Genomic DNA, 19,229 nt, shown 5'->3' with positions numbered 1-19,229 from the left:
GGCCCGCCCGCCGGACGTGCGCGGCGTCAGCCGGCGCTGGGGTCGGCCGGGGCCGCGAGGGTCTGCCGGTGCCAGTGGTCGGCGAGCAGCGGGAGACGGTCGGCCCACACGGAGGTGTCGGGTGCCTGGAGGACGCCGTGCACCGGTCCGTCGCCGTCGTCGTAGAGCTCCAGCAGCACCTCGGCCTGGGGCGCGGTGGGCGGGACCGGGCGCGTGCGGACGGTGACGGGGCCCGCGCGGTGTGCCTGGCGCGGCCAGTTCTGGAGCAGGAACGTCGCCTGGTACAGCGGCATGCGTCGGCTGCGGCCGCGGCCGGTGGCACGCACGATGTCCTCCAGCGGCAGGGCCGCGTGCAGCACGCAGTCGACGACGGTGTCCCACACCCGTGTCACGCAGTCCGCGGCGAGCGGGTCGCGGACCGGCACGGGCACCATCGTGAAACGGCAGCCGACCTCCTCCTCCGTGCCGGCGGGACGGTCCGCGACGGCGGTCCCGATCGCGAAGTCCCGGGCGTCGGCGAGCGTGGCCAGAGCGCGCGCGTAGGCGGCCAGCAGCACGGCGAAGGGCGTCACCGCCGCGGCACGGGCCCGTTCGCGCAGAGCCGTCGAGGCGGCCCGGTCCAAGCGGACGGGAGACTGCACGAGGGTGCCGGTGACGATGTCGCGCCGGGTCAGGTCGCGCCCTTCGTCCGGCAGATCGCCGATGCCGGAGAGCGCTCGGTGCCAATGCCGTTCGAGTTCCGCGCGGCCGTCAGGATCGAGGACGGGCGTCGGGCCGCGGGCGGCTGGGGGCAGGTGGGGGCGTTCTCCGGCGAGGGCGGTGGCGTAGGTGTGGACAAGGTCGGCGGCGAGCACCTCGCCCGAGGCGCCGTCGAAGGCGATGTGATGGACGGCCAGGTACAGATCCGCCCCGTCCGGCAGGGGTGCGACGGCCCAGCGCAACAGATCGGCCGCCGCGGTGTCGAACGCGACCGAGCGCCGCAGGATGCCGACCGCCTGGCTCTGGGTGGTCCCGGACGGCAGGAGCAGCGGTTCGTGTTCCGGTGGGCGGTCGGTGACCTCGGCGACCAGGGTCGCGCCCCGGATCGTGTACGCGGTGCGCAGGGCCTCGTGCCGTTCGCGTACGGCGCGCAGGGCCTTCGTCAGGGCGGTGGGGTCGAGCGGGCCGGTCAGCCGGAAGTGGGCGAAGGTCGTCGCGGCCGTGCGGGTGCCGGAGGTGTGGTCCAGTGCCCAGAAGCGGCGCTCCGCGGCCGTCGTCGGCCTGGCCGATGCGGTACGACCCGGTGCGTGCGCGCCGGCGGGGTCGGATGCCGGACGCCCGCCGTCCGTGTGCTGCGTCGTGGCCACGGCCGCGCGTTCAGGTGCGGGCACGGGAACCCTCCTCCAGTACGGCGGCTATGCCGGCCGGCGTGGAGGCCTCGAACAGCGTGGCCAGGGCGAGGTCGCGGCCCAGGCGTTTGCGCAGCCGGTTGACGAGCCGCGCGGCTTGCAGGGAGCTGCCGCCGAGCTCGAAGAAGTCGTCGTGCGGGCCGACCTCGGGGCGGCGCAGCACCTCCGAGAAGACGTCGACGACGGCCTGCGCGACCTCGTCGGCCGATCCGTTCGGGGCCTGCCCCCCTGCACCCTCGCCGGTCGCCCCGTCCGAGGACTGCGGTCCCTGGCTCCCGCCGCCCGACCCGCCCGATGCCTGCGCCCCCGCCGGCTCTCGGCCGGGCGGGCCGGGGGCGGCGCGGCGGGGCTCCGGCAGCGCCGCGCGGTCGGTCTTCCCGGTGGGCCCGAGCGGCAGTGACTCCAGCGGCAGGATGTCGGCCGGGACCATGTGGGCGGGGACCCGTTCGGCCATGGCGCGGCGCAGGGTCGGCGGGTCGGCGCCCTCCGGTCCGGGGACCACGTAGCCGACCAGCGCGGTGTCCTGCCCGTCCGGCTCGTCGAAGGCACGGGCCGCCGCGGCCCGTACGCCGGGCAGGGCCAGCAAGTGCGCCTCGACGTCCCCCAGTTCGATCCGGTGGCCGCGGATCTTGACCTGGTCGTCCCCGCGGCCGAGGAATTCCAGGGCGCCGTCCGCACGCCGGCGCACCAGGTCGCCTGTGAGGTACATGCGCGAACCCGGTACGAACGGGTTGTCCGGGAAGGCGCGGGCCGTTGCCTCCGTGTCGCCGAGGTAGCCCAGGGCGAGTTGGTCGCCGGCGACCGCCAACTGCCCCGCGGTTCCCTCGGGCACCGGCTTCAGGGACTCGTCGAGGACGTACAGCTCGGTGCGCTCCAGCGGGAGGCCGATGGGCACCTCCTGTCCGGCAGGCAGGGGCCGGCAGGTCCAGTAGGTGGCGTCGATGGCGTACTCAGTGGGGCCGTACATGTTGTGCAGCCGGGCCTTGGCGTGGTGCAGGAACCGGTCGTGCAGCGGGCGGTCCAGTCGCTCGCCGCCGACGAACACCTCGCGCAGCCGGGGGCAGGACCGCAGGCCCTCGTCCTCGTCGAGGAGGGCGCGCAGCAGCGAGGGCACCAGGGCCAGGGTGGTGACGTTCTCGCGGGCCAGCAGTCATACCAGCCGGGCCGGGTCGCGTTGTCCGTCCTCGTCGGCGACGACCACGCGGGCTCCGGTGGCCAGCGGAGGGAAGATCTCCTGGAGGGAGATGTCGAAGGCCAGGGAGGTGCGGTGCAGGACGCTGTCGCCGGGCCCGGTGGGGAAGGCGGTCGTCTCCCACACCACGCGCGAGCGGATGGCGCGGTGCGGCACCACGACGCCTTTGGGTCGTCCGGTGGAGCCCGAGGTGTGGAGGACGTAGGCCGGCGCGTGCGGCTCCGGTCGCCGGCGCGGCATCCGTGGCCGGGCTTCGGCCCGGGTCGGCAGTGCGTCGACGGCCGTCACGGGGATGTCGGTGCCCAGCCGCCGCTCCGCTGCCTCCCGGTCGGCGGCCAGGACGAGCCGGGGCCGTGCGTCCGCCAGCACCGCGCGCAGCCGCTCGACCGGATAGCCCAGGTCGAGGGGTACGTACGCGGCGCCGGCCTGGAGCACGGCCAGGACGGCCGCCACCGCGTCCGCACTGCGGTTGAGGGCGATGCCGACCAGCGTGCCGGGGCCGCAGCCCGCGTCGGCGAGGTGGCCGCTCAGGACGTCTGCCCGCTCCTGGAGCTGACGGTAGGTCAGGGTGGTGGTGGTGTCGGTGACCGCGGGGGCGTCCGGGGTGCGCAGGCTCTGGTCGCGGACGAGGTCGTGCAGCAGGCCGTCCGGGGTGGGCGGAGGCGACAGGCCGGGGGAAGGGTGGGCGAGGCTGGTCATCGGTCATGTCCTTCGCGAGTACGGCGGATGCGGGTGGCGGCCCGGCCGGAGGAGCGCGGTGTGGAACAACGCCCGCCGGTAGAGCAGTTGGGCCGGTGATGCGTCGGTGAGTCCGTGGGCGCCGTGCAGGTGCAGGGCGCACCAGGTGGCGTCCAGGGCGAGTTCGCCGGTGTGCCGCACGAGCCGCGCCACCCGCTCGGTGAACGGGCGCTTGTCCTCGTCGTCGGCGGCGGGACCGATGGACGCGGCCGGGTCGGCGGCTGCGGCTGCGGCTACGGCTGCGGCGGGATCGTGGGCGACGGCGGGACCGGTGGAAGCGGCCGGGGCGGCGGCTACGGCTACGGCTACGGCTACGGCGGGATCGCGGGCGACGGCAGGACCGGTGGCCGCGGCCGTGGAGTGGATGAGCAGGCGGGTGGCGCGCAGGCGCGCGGTGAGGGCGGCCAGGGGGAAGGCGACCGCCTGGTGGCGGCCGATCGGGACACCGAACTGGTGCCGCTCCCGGGCCCGTCGTACGGCCGCGCCGACAGCGGCGTCGCCCAGCCCCCACAGATACGCGGCCCGGCGGATGCCGTCGAGGTCGGCCGGACTCGGGCCGCTGCCGCCCGGAGCGGCGCCCGCGTCCACGTCCACGACTGCCGGACGGCGCAGGTCCGCCCGGTCGTCGAGGTCCAGGCGGTGGCGTGGCTCACCGTGCAGGCCCGGCTGCGGCCGCCAGGTGGCGCCGTGCAGAGCGACGAGAGCGAAGCGCTCGCCGGCCCCGGGAGCCGACGGCAGCCGCAGCAGCGCGGTGGTGGCGGGCAGTCCGACCGCGAAGTCCCGGTGTCCGGGAGGTGCGCCTTCACTCTCGTGCCGTTCACCGGGTGCGGGCCACCAGCTCACGGCGGGCACGTCCGTACCGGTCGCCAGGCCGTCCAGCGCCTCGGCGGCCGGTCCGGGGCCCGCTGCGGCGAGGGTCTCCGCCGCCGCGATCATGTCCAGCAGAGTGCCGTCGCGTCCGGCACGTCCGATCTCTTCGGCGACCGTCACGGCCGCCGCCTGATCGAGTCCGCGACCGCCGCGGGAAGCCGGCACGGTCAGGGTGGCCCAGTGGGGCGCGAGGGCGGCCGTCCCGGCGGGGTTCGTCTCCAGCGCGCTCCGGAACTCCGCGGCCAGTGCGGAGGGTGTCGAGCCGGGGTCACCGTGCATCGCCGGCCTCCAGTCCGAGGTTTGCGGCGATGACCTGGAGCATCATCTCCGAGGTGCCGGCCGACAGGCTCAGCCCGGGGGCCTCCTGGTTGAGCAGGAGCGCGGTGAGGTCCTCGGGCGCTCCGGGGTCTGCTGCCGTCAGCAGGTCGTGGGGGCCGGACAGTTCCTGCGAGAGCTCCCACACCTCCCGCATCAGCTCGCTGTTGAGCCATTTCGACTCGGCGGCCTCGGCCGGGTCGAGGTCCCCGTCCGCGAGCCGGGCGGCCATGGACCAGGCGAGGAGACGGCCGGCCTCGGCGGCGGTGGAGAGCCTGTCGAGCCGTTCTGCCACGTCATCACTTCGGAACCGGTCGGCGGCCCGTGTGCGCAGCCAGGCGAGGTGGGCGCGGACCCGGGCGGTGTAGTCCATGCCCACGCGTTCGACGGCCAGTCCCTCGGTGATCACCAGCCATCCCTCGTCGACCTCTCCGACGACGTCGTCCGGTCCGACCCTCACGCCCTCGAGGCTCACGTGGTGGAACGGCTCGTGGTTGACGCCGGAGACCGGGCGGACGGTGACGCCGGGCGCGTGCAGGTCGACCACGAACAGGGTGATCCCGAGCAGGGGTTGCGGGTGGTCCCGGGTGCGGGCGGCGACAATCGCCAGGTCGCAGTGGGCCGTCTTGACGCTGTGCACCTTCGTGCCGTGCAGCTCCCATCCGTGGTGGGCCGGCCGCGCTGTGGTGCGCAGGGCGGCAAGGTCGGATCCGGTCTCGGGTTCGCTGTAGAGCACCGCGGCCAGGAGGTCGCCGCGGGCCAGGGGCGGCAGCAGCCGCTCGCGCTGCCGCGCGCTGCCGCACAGCAGCAGGCAACGGCCCGCGTTGCGGACGCTGTTGACATGGGCGCTGTCGGGGACGCGGTGGACGGCGAGTTCCTCGGTGAGGATGTTGGCGCACGCCGTGTCGAGGCCGGCTCCGCCCAGTTCGGTCGGCCAGTCGGGGGCGAGCCACCGGTGTCGGCCGAGCACACGGTAGGCCGGCCCGGGGTCGGGGTCGTCGGGGTGCTCGCGGCTGCCTTCGAGGAGGGCCCGGCGCATCTCCGGCCCGCCCAGCAGCTCACGGAGGCGGGTACGGAAGTCCCGCTGTCGCGTCGTCAGGAGGATGTCCACGGGGCGTCTCCGAGGTGTGCGCGCTCGACGGCCGCGGCGACGGCTTCGGCGGCTGCCGGGCCCATCAGGCCGAAGTGGTCGGTGGGCAGGGTCAGTCGGTGCACGGGGCCGGTGAGGTGGGGCAGCCATGCGGCGCCGCGTGGCGCGCTGGCGTCGGCCGGCCGGGTGTCGACGACGAGAGCCGGGCCGGGATGGGGGTGGGCGGGCCGGTGGCCGGTGAGGCTGCGGCTGTGCCGGCTGAAGGTCTCGAAGCGCCGTGCGGTCTCCTCCGGTCCGGCGTCCGGGTCGACTCGGGCCAGCTCGTCGGCCGCCGCACCGAGGGGGTCCGAGACGGGCGCGGCCCGGGCTTCGTCGTGGGACATGCCGTTCATGCGGCGCACTTCGTACAGGAACTGCCGGGCCAGGGTGTCGTCGTCCACGGGGCCGGTCGAGCTGCCGGGCGGTGGGGCGTCCAGCAGGACGAGCAGGCGGACGGCGCGGTCGCGCGCGGTGAGTCGGCGGGCCGTTTCAAAGGCCGCCACGCCGCCGAAGGACCAGCCTCCGACCAGACAGGGGCCGCTGCTGTCGGCGTCGATCCGGGCTGCGTAGTCCACGGCCAGTTCGGACAGTCCGCCGGGGACGGGCTGCCCGGACAGCAGCGGTGAGGGGATGCCGCGTACCGCGTGCCGGGCCGACAGGGCCCTCGCCAGGGGCAGGTAGCACAGCAGGCCGCCGCCCACGGGGTGCACGAGATAGCACGGGGTCGCGTCCGGGGGCCCCGGGAGCAGGGGGGTCACCGCCTGGGCGGGCGGATCGCCGACGCCGGTGTCCGCCCGGTCGGCGGGCGGGCGCGGGTTCGTGCGGTGGCGTGGGGTGTCGTCGGGGCGCACGCGGGGGCGGGTCACGGCGCACCTCCTTCCGGCCGGTTCTCCCCTGGCGAGGGCGCGGGCCACAGGAGGGCGTCGAGTGCGGTCAGCACGGCGTCGGCCCGGCGGCGGGAGACCGTCGCGGTGTCCGTGCGCAGCACCAGCCGTACGGTGTCGTCGCCGATGCGGACGTCCAGATCCAGCGGGTACTGCACGGAGCCCGCCCCGGTCTCCACCGCCTCGGTGCGGCAGCCGCGCAGGGGGAGCCGGGGCGCGGTGTCCTGGCGTACGTCGATGACGGCCTGGTAGGGCGATTCGAGTGGCGCCGTGCCCGCGGCCGCGGCCAGGACGGCCGCGGGCACGGCCCGGTGCCGCTGGGCCTCGACGCTGCGTTCGCGGACCTGCCGGTACGGGGACGCCCCGCAGTCGCTCTCCAGCCGTACCCGCAGCGGGAGCATGGTCACCAGACAGTCGACGACGTCCGCGTCACCGGCGCCGCGCAGTGAGACGGGGCAGCCGACGACGACCTCGTCCCGGCCGAAGACGTCTCCGAGGGCCTTGGCGTAGGCGGCGGTCAGCACCATGTGGGCGGTCACCCCGGCGGCCCGGGCCGTGCGCCGCAGGGCCCGGGCGGCAGGCGCGCCGCGGCGCAGCTCCGCTGTCCTGGCGGGTCGGCCGGTGACCGGGACGCGGGCGGCCGGGGCGTCCAGCAGCGGGGCGGGCGGTGCGCTCATGCGGTGCGCCCAGTAGGCGTGGGTCTCCTCGGCGTCGGAGCGGCCCGCGGTGCGCGCCCCGGTGGCGCTGCGTGGTGTCGGGCGACCGTACGCGGGGGTGGCCGTGGCCGATGGATCCGCGCCGGTCCGGAGGTCGTAGGCCGCCGCGAGGTCCCGGCAGAACACGGCGGCCGAGACGGCGTCCATGGCGATGTGGTGGAAGCAGAAGGCGACCAGGGTGCGGCCGTCCGGGTCCGGACGGCCGATCCCGGCACGCAGGGGTGTCTCGGTCTCCAGGTCGAAGGGACGCCGGTGGAAGTCGGCCAGGTCCCTCCCCGACCCACTGCCCAGATCCGCCCACTCGGGGGCGCCGGGCGGTGGCTGGACACTGCGGACGGGGCCGCCCGGACCGTCGGCGGGGTGCAGGGACCGCAGTGCCGGGTGGGCCGTGGTCACGTCCCGCAGCGCCCGGCGCAGGGCGGTTTCGTCCAGTGGCCCGGACACCCTGAACGCGCGTACCACGTGCAGGTCGGCGTCGTCCGGCCGGAGCTGGTGGACGAGCCACAGCCCCAGTTGGGTGTCGGTGAGCGGTTGGGGCGTCGTACCGGGACCTGGGGGTGCTGTCGTTTCCTGAAGAGGCATGACGGCGTCCTGTGAGTGCGCTGCGGAAGCGATACCGGCGGGATGGTGCGGGGGAAGCCGGGCCCGCCGGTGAGCCGTTCGGCGCGGCGGGCCCTGGCCTGGGGTCAGTGGCGCGGTTTCACGGCCTCGACCAGGAGGTGGTAGCCGAGGTGGTTGAACGGCGGGGTGTCGCACAGGGCCCGCTCGAAGGACTGCACCGCGAGGGCGACAGCGGGGTCGCCGAGCACCTCGTCGGCGAGCCAGGCGGCCAGCGTCGAGTTGCCCCGCAGCTGCGTGACCACCATGCCCTCGGTGGCGAACAGCGCGTTGAGGTCCTGGGGGCTGAAGCTGTACCAGGGGGCGGAGTACTCCTCGCCGCTGCGCGTGCGGGTGAAGAGCAGTTCCTTGCCGGTCACGTCGGTGACGTCTACGGAGGCGAAGCGGTCGGCCTTGAAGAACTGCTCGATGAGGGTGTTCTTGACCCCCAGCAGCATGCGGCCGCCCGGCCGCAGCACCCGCCTGACCTCGGCGAACACGGCGGGCCTGTCCTGGAGCGGTATGTGCATCAACGCGAGCATGCTGGTGACGACGTCGAAGGACTCGTCCGGGAAGGGCAGCGCGGCCATGTCGCCCTCGCGCAGGTCGGCCTCCAGTCCCTGGGCGGAGAGTTTGTCCCGCGCCATGTCGAGCATGGCGCGGGACAGGTCCAGGCCCGTCACGTCAGCTCCCAGTTCGGCCATGGGGACGGTGAACCGGCCGGTCCCGCAGCCCATGTCGAGCACCCGCTGTCCGGGGCGGATCTTGTTCAGCAGGAAGTTCCGCTCCGCCGCGGTGAACATGTCGTCGGCGGGGCCGGCGCCGGGGATGCGCTCGTCGTACTCCTGCGCGACGCGCTGGTAGACGGATCGGACCGTGTCCTTGACCTGCGCCGGCTCACGGGGCGGCGCGCCGGCTCCGGTGGTGGTCAGGTCCTCTTCATAGGTGGTCATGCTGATTCTCCTGGGGGGTGTGGGCCGGGCCGCGGGCGTGCCGGGCCGGCGCTGGGCGACGGCAGTCGTTGCCGCCGTGGTGCGGGATGACTCGTACGGCGGTGGCTGGTACGGGGGGGGGATGCCTCGTGCCGGCATGACTCGAGCGCTGGTCACTCGTGCGGTGGTGACTCGTGCAGTGGTGACTCGTGCGGGGCGGGTCCGACGCTCAGGACGGGTCGCGCAGCAGCGGGCTGGAAAGGCAGTGCGGCCCCCCGCGGCCACGGGCGAGTTCGGAGCCGGGGAAGGTCAGTACCTCGATGCCGGCGCGTCGCAGACATCGGTTGGCGGCGTCGTTGCGGTCGTAGGCGACGACGAGTCCGGGGCGCAGCGCCAGTACGTTCGCGGCGTCGCTCCACTGTTCTCGGCGTACGGCGAAACCGTCGTCGCCGGTGTCCACGATCCGCAGGGCCGGCAGACCGAGGGCGTCGGCCAGGGCCGCGAAACCGTCGTCCGCCGCGCGTGCGCGGATCTCGCCGCGGTCGAGTTCCAGCGTGTGCCACCGGCAGTCCTGGTGGTGGGTTCGACTGACCAGGACGGTGTCGTGGTCGACCATGGTCATCACCGTGTCCAGGTGCATGGTCTGGCGGCTCCCGGGCAGCGAGACGGTGAGGACGCGCCGGGCGGCGCCGCCGGTCAGCAGCGAGCGGGCCAGGGCCTCGGCCGCCGCGGCTGTCGTACGTCGGCCGACCCCCAGGACGACGCAGCCTGCTCCGGCCACCATGATGTCGCCGCCCTCACGGGTGAGCGGTCCGGGGTCGTCCGCCGCGAGGGCGCCGGGCACCTGAGCGGCGCCCAGCAGTGCGTCCGCCAGGGCTCCTTCGCGGGCCCGGGCCGTCGAGGCCATCCGGCCGGCGGTGCGGTGCCCTCCGATCCAGCTGAGCGTGTCGCGCACGAACATGGCGTTGGGCAGCGGGGGGAGCGCGAGCCACCCGGGCGGTCGTTCACCGGTGCCCAGACTCTCGTCCAGGGCGGCACGCCGGTGTGCGGGAAGCTCTTGCGGGGTGGCGCCCAGGAGCAGGTGGGCGGCGAGGCGCTCGGGGGGCAGATCGTGCAGCCAGCCCCGTAGTTCGCGGGCGGCCCGCCGGCCGTACGGGAAGCCGGCGAAGGGGCCGGTCGCCGCGTCGACCAGTCGGCGTCGCCCGTCGGGCAGGGCCGCTGCGGCGGCCAGCAGGTCGGTCAGTTCCACCACGGTGACACCGTGGTCCCGCAGCAGGGCGCTGAACGCGTCGTGTTCGCGCTGGGCGGCGCTGAGCCAGGGAATGTCGTCGAAGAGCAGGTCGCGGTGGTTCTCCGGGACCAGGCGCTCCAGTTCGTCACCGGGCCGGTGCAGCAGCACGCGCCGCAGGGTGGCGGTCTCCGAGTCCACTCGGCAGTCGCCGAGGGCGGCCTGGAGGAAGTCGGCCGGATCGTGGCGGGACTCCGCGTTCGCCAGGGGTGTGGCGGCGTGGGGGGTGACCTGCCGCAGGGGACGGGGGGCGGGTGGTGCCTCGGAGGTGGGCCGTGGGTGTGCCGGAGCGCCGACGGCTGCGGCAGGGGCCAGAGACGCAGCCGCCGACCGAGGGCTCACCGGAGGTCGGCCGGCCGGCGGGTGATGCGATGACGGAGGGTTCGATAACGCGGGGTTCGGTAACGGAGGGTTCGGTAACGGGTCATTCAAAGCGTGTCCCGAGGTGAGGCAGTGCGAAGGCGGGGGTGCGGACGACGGGGCTCAGGCCGTGGTGCGGTCGTCCGTCAGTGCCAGCAACGTGCTCAGGTCGTCGCTCGTGAGCACGTCGAGGTAGTCGACCTCGGCGCCGGTGGTCTCGAAGAGGCGCGTGCTCAGCAACACGGCGTGGAAGGAGTCGCCGCCGTTGTCGAGGAAACTTCGCGAGGGGTCGGCGGAGGGGCCGAGGATTTCCCGCCAGAGGGCCTGCGTCACACTCGAGGGTGGACGGGGACTTAAGGAACCCGGACTGTCTTCGGTGTTCAATTCATCCTCCCACGACGATGTGGAGGGTAGAGGTGAGGAATTCGGCGGAAGGCCGCCACCCGAGGAATACGACGCTACGAAGGTGCGGAGTTCGATGTCAACCGGCTCAGCATGAAAGAGGGCTCGCGGCGAGCTGCCACAGAGGACTTGAGACCTTGTCCGACCTGGGATCACGACGAGCAGGATGGCCGCTTGAAATAACTTTGGCGCAGATTCTGTGAACAAATGGATTATCAACATCCGCTTGCCTCGAACCGCGAGGAAAGACCACTTCACCTGCATAGATGCCTCGACCAAGAAGTTTTGTTTGAGGGTGGAGGCCTCGGGTACTCATCGTCAGGCCCTCTCGAAATAACGGGAGAATAGGCAGGTGCAAGCAGGCCGCTCAGCCCTTCCTGCCCGATTCCCTTCTCGCGCCCGATTCCAGCGGAGCCAGTCGATGACGCCTTCTGCACCCTCGCCCGCCTTATCCGAACTGCTTTCGGCCACAGTCCGCCGCAATCCAGAGGAAACAGCCCTGGAAATTTCCGGGATCAGTCACAGCTACCGTGCATTGTTCGGGATGGCCGAAACCATCGCCTCTCTCCTCGTGAAATCCATCGGAGAGCACCCTGCGACCCTGGCACTCTGCGCCGCGCGCAGCCTGCCCGCGTACGCTGGCTACCTGGCCGCTGCCCGACTCGGCTGGACGGTGGTCCCGCTCAACCCGATGTTCCCCGCCGAGCGCAACGCCGCCGTGGCGAAGGCGGCCCGAGCGCACGTGGTGCTCGCCGACGAGTCCGGCGCCGGGCAGATGGACACGGTCGCCGCCCGGATCCCGGCCGCGACGCTGGTCCTGGACGACAACGGCACCGATCTGCGCGGGGGCGGCCTCCCCGCGCCGCCCGCACCCGGCGGATCGGACGACATCGCCTATGTGATCTTCACGTCGGGGACGACAGGTCGCCCGAAGGGTGTGCCCATCCGCCACCGCAACCTGGTCCCCTTCCTCCGGCACTGCGTCGACGCCTACGAGATCGGCCCGGGCAGCCGGCTCTCCCACACCTACGACCTGACCTTCGACCCCTCGGTCTTCGACATGCTCGCCACCTGGTGCGGCGGGGGGACGCTCGTCGTACCGGAGCGCGGCGCGGTGCTGCGTCCCGCCGCGTACGTGAACCGGCACCGCCTCACGCACTGGTTCTCCGTGCCCTCGGTCATCTCGGTCGCCGAGCGCCTCGGCGACCTCGCCGAGGGCAGCATGCCCGGCCTGCGCTGGACCTTGTTCGGCGGAGACCGGCTGACCCGGCGCCAGTGGGACCGCTGGAGGGCCGCGGCTCCGCACAGCGTCATCGACAACACCTACGGACCGACCGAGGTCACCGTCTTCTGCACGGCCTTCCGCCGCGCCGCAGGGCAGGACTGCCCCGACACCTCGAACGGCACCGTGCCCATCGGCGACACGCTGCCCCATCTCGAGCACCTGGTCGTGGGTCAGGACGGACGGCCCGCCGAGCAGGGCGAGTTGTGCCTACGGGGGTCGCAGCGCTTCGCGGGCTACCTCGATCCGGCCGACAACACCGGCCGGTTCGCCGTGGGTACGGCCGAGAGCGGTCTGCGTCCGGCACCGGCGGGGGCTCCGCCGCCCGAGGCCTGGTACCGCACCGGCGACCTCGTGGCCCGCGAGGAGGGCGGGCTCGTGCACCTGGGACGGCTCGACCAGCAGGTGAAGGTCCGCGGGTACCGCATCGAAGTCGGCGAGATCGAATCCGCGCTGCGCTCGGACCCGTCCGTCACCGACGCGTGCGTGATCGCGCTGGGGCCGCCCGAGGCACGTGAACTCCACGCCGTCTACCTGGGCCCCCAGGGACTGGCCGGGCCTCTCCTGGCCCGGTTGCGGCGCCTGCTGCCGCCGTACATGCTCCCCCGTCGCATCGTCCACCGTGACGCGCTTCCGCTGACCGCCAACGGCAAACTCGACCGGGCCCGCCTGGCTCGGGAGCTGGAACGGCCCGCGGCCCGCGCCCGGGCCGAGGTCCCCACGGCGCCGACGCCCCAGCGGTGAAGGTACGGCACTGCAGGCGACGATCACCCCGCGGCCCCGCTCGCCGTCTAGGCCGTAGCCAGCGCCTCCGTCGGGGTCAGGCGGGCGGCGCGGACGGACGGGTAGACGCCGGCCAGCATGCCGATCAGGACCGCCCCGGCGAACCCGGCGGTCACCGAGGTGAGGGGGACGACCGGCGGCCAGTGCTGGTGGGTGGCGTAGGCGTAGGTGGCGAGGGTGCCCAGGGCGACGCCGGCCAGGCCGCCGAGTCCCGACAGGACGACCGACTCGGTGAGGAACTGGGCGCGGATCTGGCCCCGGTTGGCGCCGAGGGCCCGGCGCAGACCGATCTCCCGGCGGCGTTCGAGGACGGAGATGACCATGGTGTTGGCGACTCCGATGCCGCCGACGAGGAGAGCGACCCCGGCGAGTCCCAGGAAGAGCGCGGAGAACGTGGACTCGGTGGCCCGCTTGGCGGCCAGCGCGTCGGACGGCCGGCTGACCTGGACCACTCCGGGCAGTTCGGGGTTGACGGTGGCGGGCAGCACGTCCCGTACGGCCTCGATCTGCGACTCCTTCGCCTTGAGGTAGATCACGGTCGGGTGGCCGTCGAACCTGAGCAGTGAGCGCGCCGCGTCCCAGCCCACCAGCACCGAGCGGTCGATGTCCGGCGACAGCGGGGTCTTCTCCAGGACGCCGATGACCGTGAACCAGCGGCGGTCGACGTAGATCTGCGGGGTGCTCTGCCCGGGAGTGATCTTCGGGATGCCGAGCCGCGAGGCGGCGACCGAGCCGAGGACGGCCGTCGGGAACCTCTGCGTGTCGGCGCTGAGGAACCGGCCTGAGCCGACCTGGGCGTTGATCGTGCGCAGCAGATCGGATCTGCTCGCCAGGACGGTGAGCCCGGTGTAGTCGGCGGCGCCCTGGCGGTCGTTGCGGAGGACCTCGGTGTGCGTGTTGGCGACCGCGCTGGCCGCCGTGACCGGGCCGATCCGGCGGGCCATGTCCACGGATTCCGGTGGCAGCAGCACGGGTGGGTCCTGGCGGGCGGGCACGGCCTGGAGCATGTCGGTGCCCAGCGCGGAGAGCTCCCGCATCAGGGCCTTCTGACTGGACGCCGGGATTCCGGTGACGACGATGAGGGTGGCGATGCCGATCGAGATGCCGAGGGCGGACAGGGCGGCCCGCACCTTGCGGGTGCGGATGCCCAGCAGCCCCAGGCCCAGGATGTCCAGCGGTGCCAGCCGTACCGGCCTGCTGCCGGCGCGACGGCCGGCGGTCCTCGTCGGGGTGATGGTCATGACCAGCTTTCCGTACGGGCGTACGTGTCGGTGCGGACGTCGGAGCGGAGGCGGCCGTCGCGGATCTCCACCCGGCGGGGCAACTGGGCGGCGATGTCCCGGTCGTGGGTGATGACGGCGATGGTGGTGCCCTCGCGGTTCAGCGCGGTCAGCAGATCCAGTACGGCCACGCCGTTCGCGGTGTCCAGGGCGCCCGTGGGCTCGTCCGCGAGGACCAGGACGGGACGGTTGACGAGCGCGCGGGCGATGGCCACCCGCTGCCGCTCGCCGCCGGACAGCTGCTGCGGGAGATGCCGGGCCCGGCGGGCGAGGCCCACCCGGTCCAGCGCCTCCAGGGCCAGCGCGCGGCGCCTGCGGCGCGGCACGCCGGCGTAGAGCAGTCCGGTGGCGACGTTCTCGGCTGCGGTGAGCCCGTCGGTGAGGTGGAACTGCTGGAACACGAAGCCGAGTCGGCGTCCCCGCAGCGCCGACAGCCGGCGGTCGGAGAGGTCGGCGACGTCCTGGCCGCCGATCTCCACGGTGCCGCTCGTCGGCCGGTCCAGCGTGCCCATGATGTTCAGCAGGGTCGACTTGCCCGAGCCGGACGGGCCGACGATGCCGAGCAGTTCGCCCTGTTCGACGGTGAGCGAGACGTCGTCGAGCGCCGTGACCCCGCCCGGGTAGACCATGCTGGCGCCGCGCACCGCGAGGACCGGGGGCGCGCCGAGTTCCGGCCGCGTGCTCATGACGTCGTCACCACCTTGGTCCCGGCGCTGATGCCCGCGCCGCTGACCTCCACCAGCCCCTTGGAGAACATCCCCGTCCTCACCGCCACCAGTCGGCCGCTCGGCAGTTGGACGCCGTAGCCGCCCTCGCGCAGGGCCAGCAGGGCGCCGACGGGCACGGTGAGTACGCCTTTGTGGGTCTCCGAGGTGAACCGCACCCGCACGGGGGCGGAGTTCAGTCCGCGCACCGCCGCGGTGTCAGCAAGGGCGATGCCGACGGTCAGCCGGGGCTGTCCGGCGGTGTCGTCGCCGCCGGACGCGTCGCTGGTGCGGACGGTCGCGCCGACGGCGGTGATGGTGCCCCGGGCCGTGGAGTCGTCGGGCAGCGTCACGGTCACCTCGTCGCCCCGCTTCATCGAGCCCGCCTCGTCCGGATCCACCGACACGGTCACCGACTTGGTGGTGGAGGTGACCGTCATCAGGGTCTCGTCGGCCGCGTCGGCGAGCTGTGCCTGGACGCCGTCGACCCGTACGGCACCGGACAGCACCGCGATGTCGCCGACGCCCAGCACACCGGTGGCCGGCATACCGGCCGCGGTCTGCCACCGCTTCACGGCGGCCACGAGAGCGGCGGTCAGGACTGCGTCACCACGCCTGACCTGAACCGGAGTTGCGGAAGGCGAGGGGGCGGCACTCGATGCGGGCACCGCCGAGGACGTACCGGAAGGCACCGGCTCGCTCGTGGCCGGTTCCGGGGTGACCCACGTGCCCACCGCGGGCTGTGCGCCGATGTCGTAACCGAGTTCCCTGAGGTTGTCGGCCACGGTCTTCACGTCCGGGCCGGTGGTGCCCCTGGCCTCCAGGGCCCGGTACAGCGGTGTGCCGCCGTAGAAGACCGGTACCGGGACGTTGTCGACCCGGTACAGCGGCTCGCCCCGCTTCACCGTCGCCCCCGTCGGCGGCAGCCAGGTGATCAGGCCGGGTCTGCCGCCCTTCACCGTGGTGGCGCGGCCGTAGCCGAGACTCCCGTCGAGTGTCTGGGCGTTGGACAGGTCGCTCCTCGTCACGACGGCGGTCGCGGTACGGACGGCGTCGCCGTTCGCGCTGTCCGCCTTCCCGTCGTCCTTCTGCCACGCGGTCACGGTGAACGCGCTCGCCACGACGACCGCCGACGCCACCACGGAGACGACCAGCCGCCGTCCGCCCGGCCGCCGGCCGGTCCCGGTGTCGTTACTTGTCTTCACCGAACGCCTTCACCTGGCACTGGAGTTCGTACTCGTCGTAGTGGGGGCGGTTCATCTCGTCCCCGGTCTCCAGGGCCCAATTGCCTTCGTAGACCAGGGCCTTGATGCCGTGACCCTTCATGCACTGCACCATCTCGCGCACGTCGTCGCTGTAGTCCGGGTTCTTGGAAGGGTCCAGCTCCGGCGGATTGAGCGGCTCCTTCCCCTTGCAGGCCAGCACCGAGGGGTCGTTCGGCTTGCGCTTGTACTTCTCCGCCGCCCCGTGGTCCTTCAGACACGCGAGCCAGGCGTCGTACAGGCGGTTGACCTCCTCGTTGGTGCTGTCCAGCCGGATCTGCGGCCGGCCCGCGTCGGGATCGGCGCTCGCGCTCGCCGAACCGCCGTCCGCCGCCGGTGTGGTGAGCGAGGCGACCTCGCCGTCACCGCCCTTGCCCGCGTCGTCGTCTCCGCCGACGCCCCCGCAGGCGGTCAGGAGGAGCAGCCCGGCCGCGCCGACGGAGGTGAGGACCGCGGTTCGTCTGAAGAGGTTCAACATGGCGCAGACCATGGCCCGAAGTTATGACGATCCTGTCAGGACGCCGTCAGAAAGCCGTCTGACCTGATCGCCGCGTGCCTACGCTGACCCCATGAACGCCCGTGTCCTCGTGGCCGAGGACGACACCAAACAGGCCGAGGTGATCCGCCGTTACCTGGAGAGCGAGGGCCACACCGCCCTGCTCGTCCACGACGGGCGCGCCGCGCTGGACGAGGTGCGCCGCCACCGGCCCGACCTGCTGGTCCTCGATGTGATGATGCCGGTCGTCGACGGTCTGGACGTGTGCCGCATCCTGCGCCGCGAGAGCGATCTGCCGGTGTTGATGCTGACCGCCCGCAGCACCGAGGAGGACCTGCTGCTCGGCCTGGACCTCGGCGCGGACGACTACCTCACCAAGCCCTACAGCCCACGCGAGTTGATGGCCCGCGTCCGTACGCTGCTACGGCGGACCCGGGCGTCCGGCACGGTCCCGAACGACCCGGTGCTGCGGGTCGGCGCCCTGGCCGTCGACCCTGTGCGCCGCGTGGTCGAGGTCGAGGGCCGCCAAGTGGCCTGCACACCCGGTGAGTTCGACGTGCTCGCCACGATGGCCGCCGAACCGGAACGGGTCTTCACCCGGCGCCAGTTGCTGGCGAGCACCCGCGGGGACGACCGTTACATCACCGAGCGCACGATCGACGTGCACGTCCTGAACCTCCGCAAGAAGATCGAGCGCGTCCCCCGCCGACCGGCCTACCTCCAGACGGTGTTCGGCGTCGGCTACCGCCTCTCCGACGGCAGCCGTGGCCGCTGAGCGGCGGGTGCGCCCGCACGGCCGACTGCCCCTGCGCCGGAGTCTGCTGGTCCGGCTGCTGGCCGCGTCGATCACCATCGCCGTGTGCTCGGTCGCGGCCACGGCCTGGCTGGCTGCGCGCACCACCACCAGTGCCATCCAGCAGGAGCAGGGACAGGTCCTCGCCGACGACGCCCAGATCTACGACACGCTCGTCGGCTACGCGGCCGAGCACACCGACTGGTCGGCGGTGACGCCCGCGCTGAAGCGGCTCTCCGCGCGGACCGGCCGGCACATCACCCTGACCACCCAGGACCGCCGGCCCGTCGCCACGTCCGGCACCGTCTCCCAGCAGCTCCCCGCCAACGCCTCCGCGCTCGTCGACCCCCTGCGGGCCGACCCGGCCCTGCTGCCGGGCGTCCAGGCGGACGGTGTCGACCCGCGAGCGGTCGGCCCGTACCGGCTGCCGGACGCCGAGCGCAAGGAACTGCGGTACCTCGCGCGGAAGTTGCAGACCTGCCTGCGGGGTGCCGGTTTCGCCGCCGGAGTCACCGAAGGGGCGAGCGGCAGGCCCTCGCTCGTCATGACCGGCGACCGCGACATCCAGCGGAAGGTCGGCGAGGTGTGCGGGGTGTTCGAACTCGACGATCCGACCAGGACCGAGAAGCGGGCCCTCGACCGGCTCAACACCCTGGTGAGCGGCTGCCTGAAACGCCAGCGGCTGGACCCCGTCGAAGTCGGTCTCGGCTTCGCTCCCACCAGGAGCGTCAGCGAGCCCGAGCAGCGGTGCGTCGACACCGCCCGCCGCGAGCAGCTCGCCCCCTATGTCGCCCCGCCCGCACTGCTGTTCGTCACCACCCCGGCCGGAACGCCGGCCGCCCCCGGCTTCGACCTCTCGTCCGCCAACACGGCCAAGGTCGCCGGTGTCGCCGCGCTCGTCCTCGTCCTCACCCTTGCGGTCACCGTCACCGTCGGCACCCGGCTGGTCAGACCGCTGCGGGCGCTGACCGACGCGGCCCGCCACTCCCCTCAGGAACACCTGCGGGTGCCGGTGACCACCAACGACGAGATCGGTCACCTGGCCGCCGCGTTCAACGACCTGTCCGAGCGCCGTGAGCGGCTGGAGGACCAGCGCAAGGCGATGGTCAGCGACGTCGCCCACGAACTGCGCACACCGCTCAGCACGATCCGCGGCTGGCTCGAGGCGGCCCAGGACGGCCTGGCCGCCTCGGACGAGAAGTTCGTCGCCTCCCTCCTCGAGGAGGCCCTGCTGCTCCAGCACATCGTCGACGACCTCCAGCACCTGGCCCAGGCGGACGCGGGCCGACTGCGCCTGCACCCGGAACCCCTGAACCTGCGGGAGCTCCTCGACCACGTGGCCGCGGCCCACCGCGGCCGGGCCGAGACCGCCGGAGTCACGCTCACCACCCGCATCGAGGACACCCCGGTCCTGCACGCCGATCCCGCGCGCCTGCGCCAGTCCGTCGGCAACCTCCTGTCCAACGCGCTCCGGCACACGCCTCCCGGAGGCGCCGTCACGCTCGGCTGCCGCGGCGAGGGCGAGGTGACCGTGATCGAGGTCGCCGACACCGGTACCGGTATCGCCGCCGACGACCTGCCCCGCGTCTTCGACCGCTTCTGGCGGGCCGACAGGTCCCGCAGCCGGCAGACCGGCGGCAGCGGCCTGGGCCTCGCGATCGTCCGCCAGCTCGTCGAGGCCCACGGCGGCACGGTCTCGGTCACCAGCACCCCCGGCAGGGAGACGGTCTTCACACTCCGCCTGCCCCACACCTGCGACGAGGCGCCGCGGACCCGCTGAGACCGATCTCGTCATGCGTGGCCCGGAAGGCTGTCAGC

The 19,229-nt window shown here is 73.3% G+C and carries 16 protein-coding genes and 1 pseudogene; 3 read left to right on the top strand and 14 right to left on the bottom strand.

Features of this window, described 5'->3' with window-relative positions:
- Positions 1 to 26: 26 nt before the first annotated feature.
- From AC2XR2_RS41735 to AC2XR2_RS41690, 10 genes and pseudogenes are all read right to left on the bottom strand, one after another.
- A complete protein-coding gene (locus AC2XR2_RS41735; RefSeq protein WP_491517986.1) occupies positions 27 to 1,370 on the bottom strand; it encodes a condensation domain-containing protein in 1,344 nt (447 codons plus the stop codon).
- Positions 1,357 to 2,097, bottom strand: a complete 741-nt coding sequence (locus tag AC2XR2_RS41730; protein ID WP_491518595.1) for a phosphopantetheine-binding protein — start codon at positions 2,095 to 2,097, stop codon at positions 1,357 to 1,359. Before AC2XR2_RS41730 ends, AC2XR2_RS41735 begins: the two co-directional genes overlap by 14 nt.
- 72 nt (positions 2,098 to 2,169) lie before the next feature.
- Positions 2,170 to 3,279, bottom strand: a pseudogene (locus tag AC2XR2_RS41725) (AMP-binding protein); the annotation flags it as partial.
- A gap of 3 nt (positions 3,280 to 3,282) precedes the next feature.
- Positions 3,283 to 4,467: an acyl-CoA dehydrogenase family protein gene (locus tag AC2XR2_RS41720; protein WP_491517985.1), complete on the bottom strand. Its 1,185-nt coding sequence runs from the start codon at positions 4,465 to 4,467 to the stop codon at positions 3,283 to 3,285.
- Positions 4,457 to 5,614: an acyl-CoA dehydrogenase family protein gene (locus tag AC2XR2_RS41715; protein ID WP_381305763.1), complete on the bottom strand. Its 1,158-nt coding sequence runs from the start codon at positions 5,612 to 5,614 to the stop codon at positions 4,457 to 4,459. The genes AC2XR2_RS41720 and AC2XR2_RS41715 overlap by 11 nt, the downstream gene beginning before the upstream one ends.
- Positions 5,599 to 6,498 carry a thioesterase domain-containing protein gene (locus AC2XR2_RS41710; protein WP_491517984.1) on the bottom strand — a complete coding sequence of 300 codons (900 nt, stop codon included), beginning with the start codon at positions 6,496 to 6,498 and terminating at the stop codon, positions 5,599 to 5,601. Before AC2XR2_RS41710 ends, AC2XR2_RS41715 begins: the two co-directional genes overlap by 16 nt.
- Positions 6,495 to 7,814, bottom strand: a complete 1,320-nt coding sequence (locus tag AC2XR2_RS41705) for a condensation domain-containing protein (protein ID WP_491517983.1) — start codon at positions 7,812 to 7,814, stop codon at positions 6,495 to 6,497. The genes AC2XR2_RS41710 and AC2XR2_RS41705 overlap by 4 nt, the downstream gene beginning before the upstream one ends.
- Before the next feature lie 104 nt (positions 7,815 to 7,918).
- The gene (locus tag AC2XR2_RS41700) at positions 7,919 to 8,782 is read right to left on the bottom strand and encodes a class I SAM-dependent methyltransferase (protein ID WP_449349827.1); all 864 of its coding nucleotides are present in this window, start codon (positions 8,780 to 8,782) and stop codon (positions 7,919 to 7,921) included.
- A gap of 208 nt (positions 8,783 to 8,990) precedes the next feature.
- Positions 8,991 to 10,190 (bottom strand): arginine deiminase, encoded by a 1,200-nt coding sequence (locus AC2XR2_RS41695; RefSeq protein WP_491517982.1) that lies wholly within the window; start codon positions 10,188 to 10,190, stop codon positions 8,991 to 8,993.
- 342 nt (positions 10,191 to 10,532) lie between these two features.
- Complete coding sequence (locus AC2XR2_RS41690) at positions 10,533 to 10,742, bottom strand: phosphopantetheine-binding protein (protein WP_381298294.1); 210 nt, start codon at positions 10,740 to 10,742, stop codon at positions 10,533 to 10,535.
- Between the two features lie 490 nt (positions 10,743 to 11,232).
- Here AC2XR2_RS41690 and AC2XR2_RS41685 point away from each other — a divergent pair, with 490 nt between their 5' ends.
- Entirely contained in the window at positions 11,233 to 12,837 is a 1,605-nt protein-coding gene (locus AC2XR2_RS41685) for an AMP-binding protein (protein WP_491517981.1), read from the top strand.
- Between the two features lie 47 nt (positions 12,838 to 12,884).
- Here AC2XR2_RS41685 and AC2XR2_RS41680 read toward each other — a convergent pair whose 3' ends face one another.
- Genes AC2XR2_RS41680 through AC2XR2_RS41665 form a run of 4 tightly spaced genes read right to left on the bottom strand, consistent with a single transcriptional unit; the run spans position 12,885 to position 16,600 of the window.
- Positions 12,885 to 14,117 (bottom strand): ABC transporter permease, encoded by a 1,233-nt coding sequence (locus tag AC2XR2_RS41680; protein ID WP_491517980.1) that lies wholly within the window; start codon positions 14,115 to 14,117, stop codon positions 12,885 to 12,887.
- Positions 14,114 to 14,842 carry an ABC transporter ATP-binding protein gene (locus AC2XR2_RS41675; RefSeq protein ID WP_491517979.1) on the bottom strand — a complete coding sequence of 243 codons (729 nt, stop codon included), beginning with the start codon at positions 14,840 to 14,842 and terminating at the stop codon, positions 14,114 to 14,116. The genes AC2XR2_RS41680 and AC2XR2_RS41675 overlap by 4 nt, the downstream gene beginning before the upstream one ends.
- Positions 14,839 to 16,065 (bottom strand): efflux RND transporter periplasmic adaptor subunit, encoded by a 1,227-nt coding sequence (locus AC2XR2_RS41670; RefSeq protein ID WP_491517978.1) that lies wholly within the window; start codon positions 16,063 to 16,065, stop codon positions 14,839 to 14,841. The genes AC2XR2_RS41675 and AC2XR2_RS41670 overlap by 4 nt, the downstream gene beginning before the upstream one ends.
- Positions 16,052 to 16,600, bottom strand: a complete 549-nt coding sequence (locus AC2XR2_RS41665; protein ID WP_381298285.1) for a hypothetical protein — start codon at positions 16,598 to 16,600, stop codon at positions 16,052 to 16,054. The genes AC2XR2_RS41670 and AC2XR2_RS41665 overlap by 14 nt, the downstream gene beginning before the upstream one ends.
- A 91-nt stretch (positions 16,601 to 16,691) precedes the next feature.
- Between AC2XR2_RS41665 and AC2XR2_RS41660 the strand changes: the two genes are divergently transcribed.
- Both AC2XR2_RS41660 and AC2XR2_RS41655 read left to right on the top strand, forming a co-directional pair.
- Complete coding sequence (locus AC2XR2_RS41660) at positions 16,692 to 17,393, top strand: response regulator transcription factor (protein WP_330262395.1); 702 nt, start codon at positions 16,692 to 16,694, stop codon at positions 17,391 to 17,393.
- Positions 17,383 to 19,191: a sensor histidine kinase gene (locus tag AC2XR2_RS41655; protein WP_491517977.1), complete on the top strand. Its 1,809-nt coding sequence runs from the start codon at positions 17,383 to 17,385 to the stop codon at positions 19,189 to 19,191. The genes AC2XR2_RS41660 and AC2XR2_RS41655 overlap by 11 nt, the downstream gene beginning before the upstream one ends.
- Positions 19,192 to 19,229: the final 38 nt, after the last annotated feature.

It is taken from the genome of Streptomyces sp. LS-MS-L19, assembly GCF_058382285.1.
Note: the sequence above shows the minus strand (reverse complement) of the source record. Positions and strands in the feature narration are given on the sequence as shown.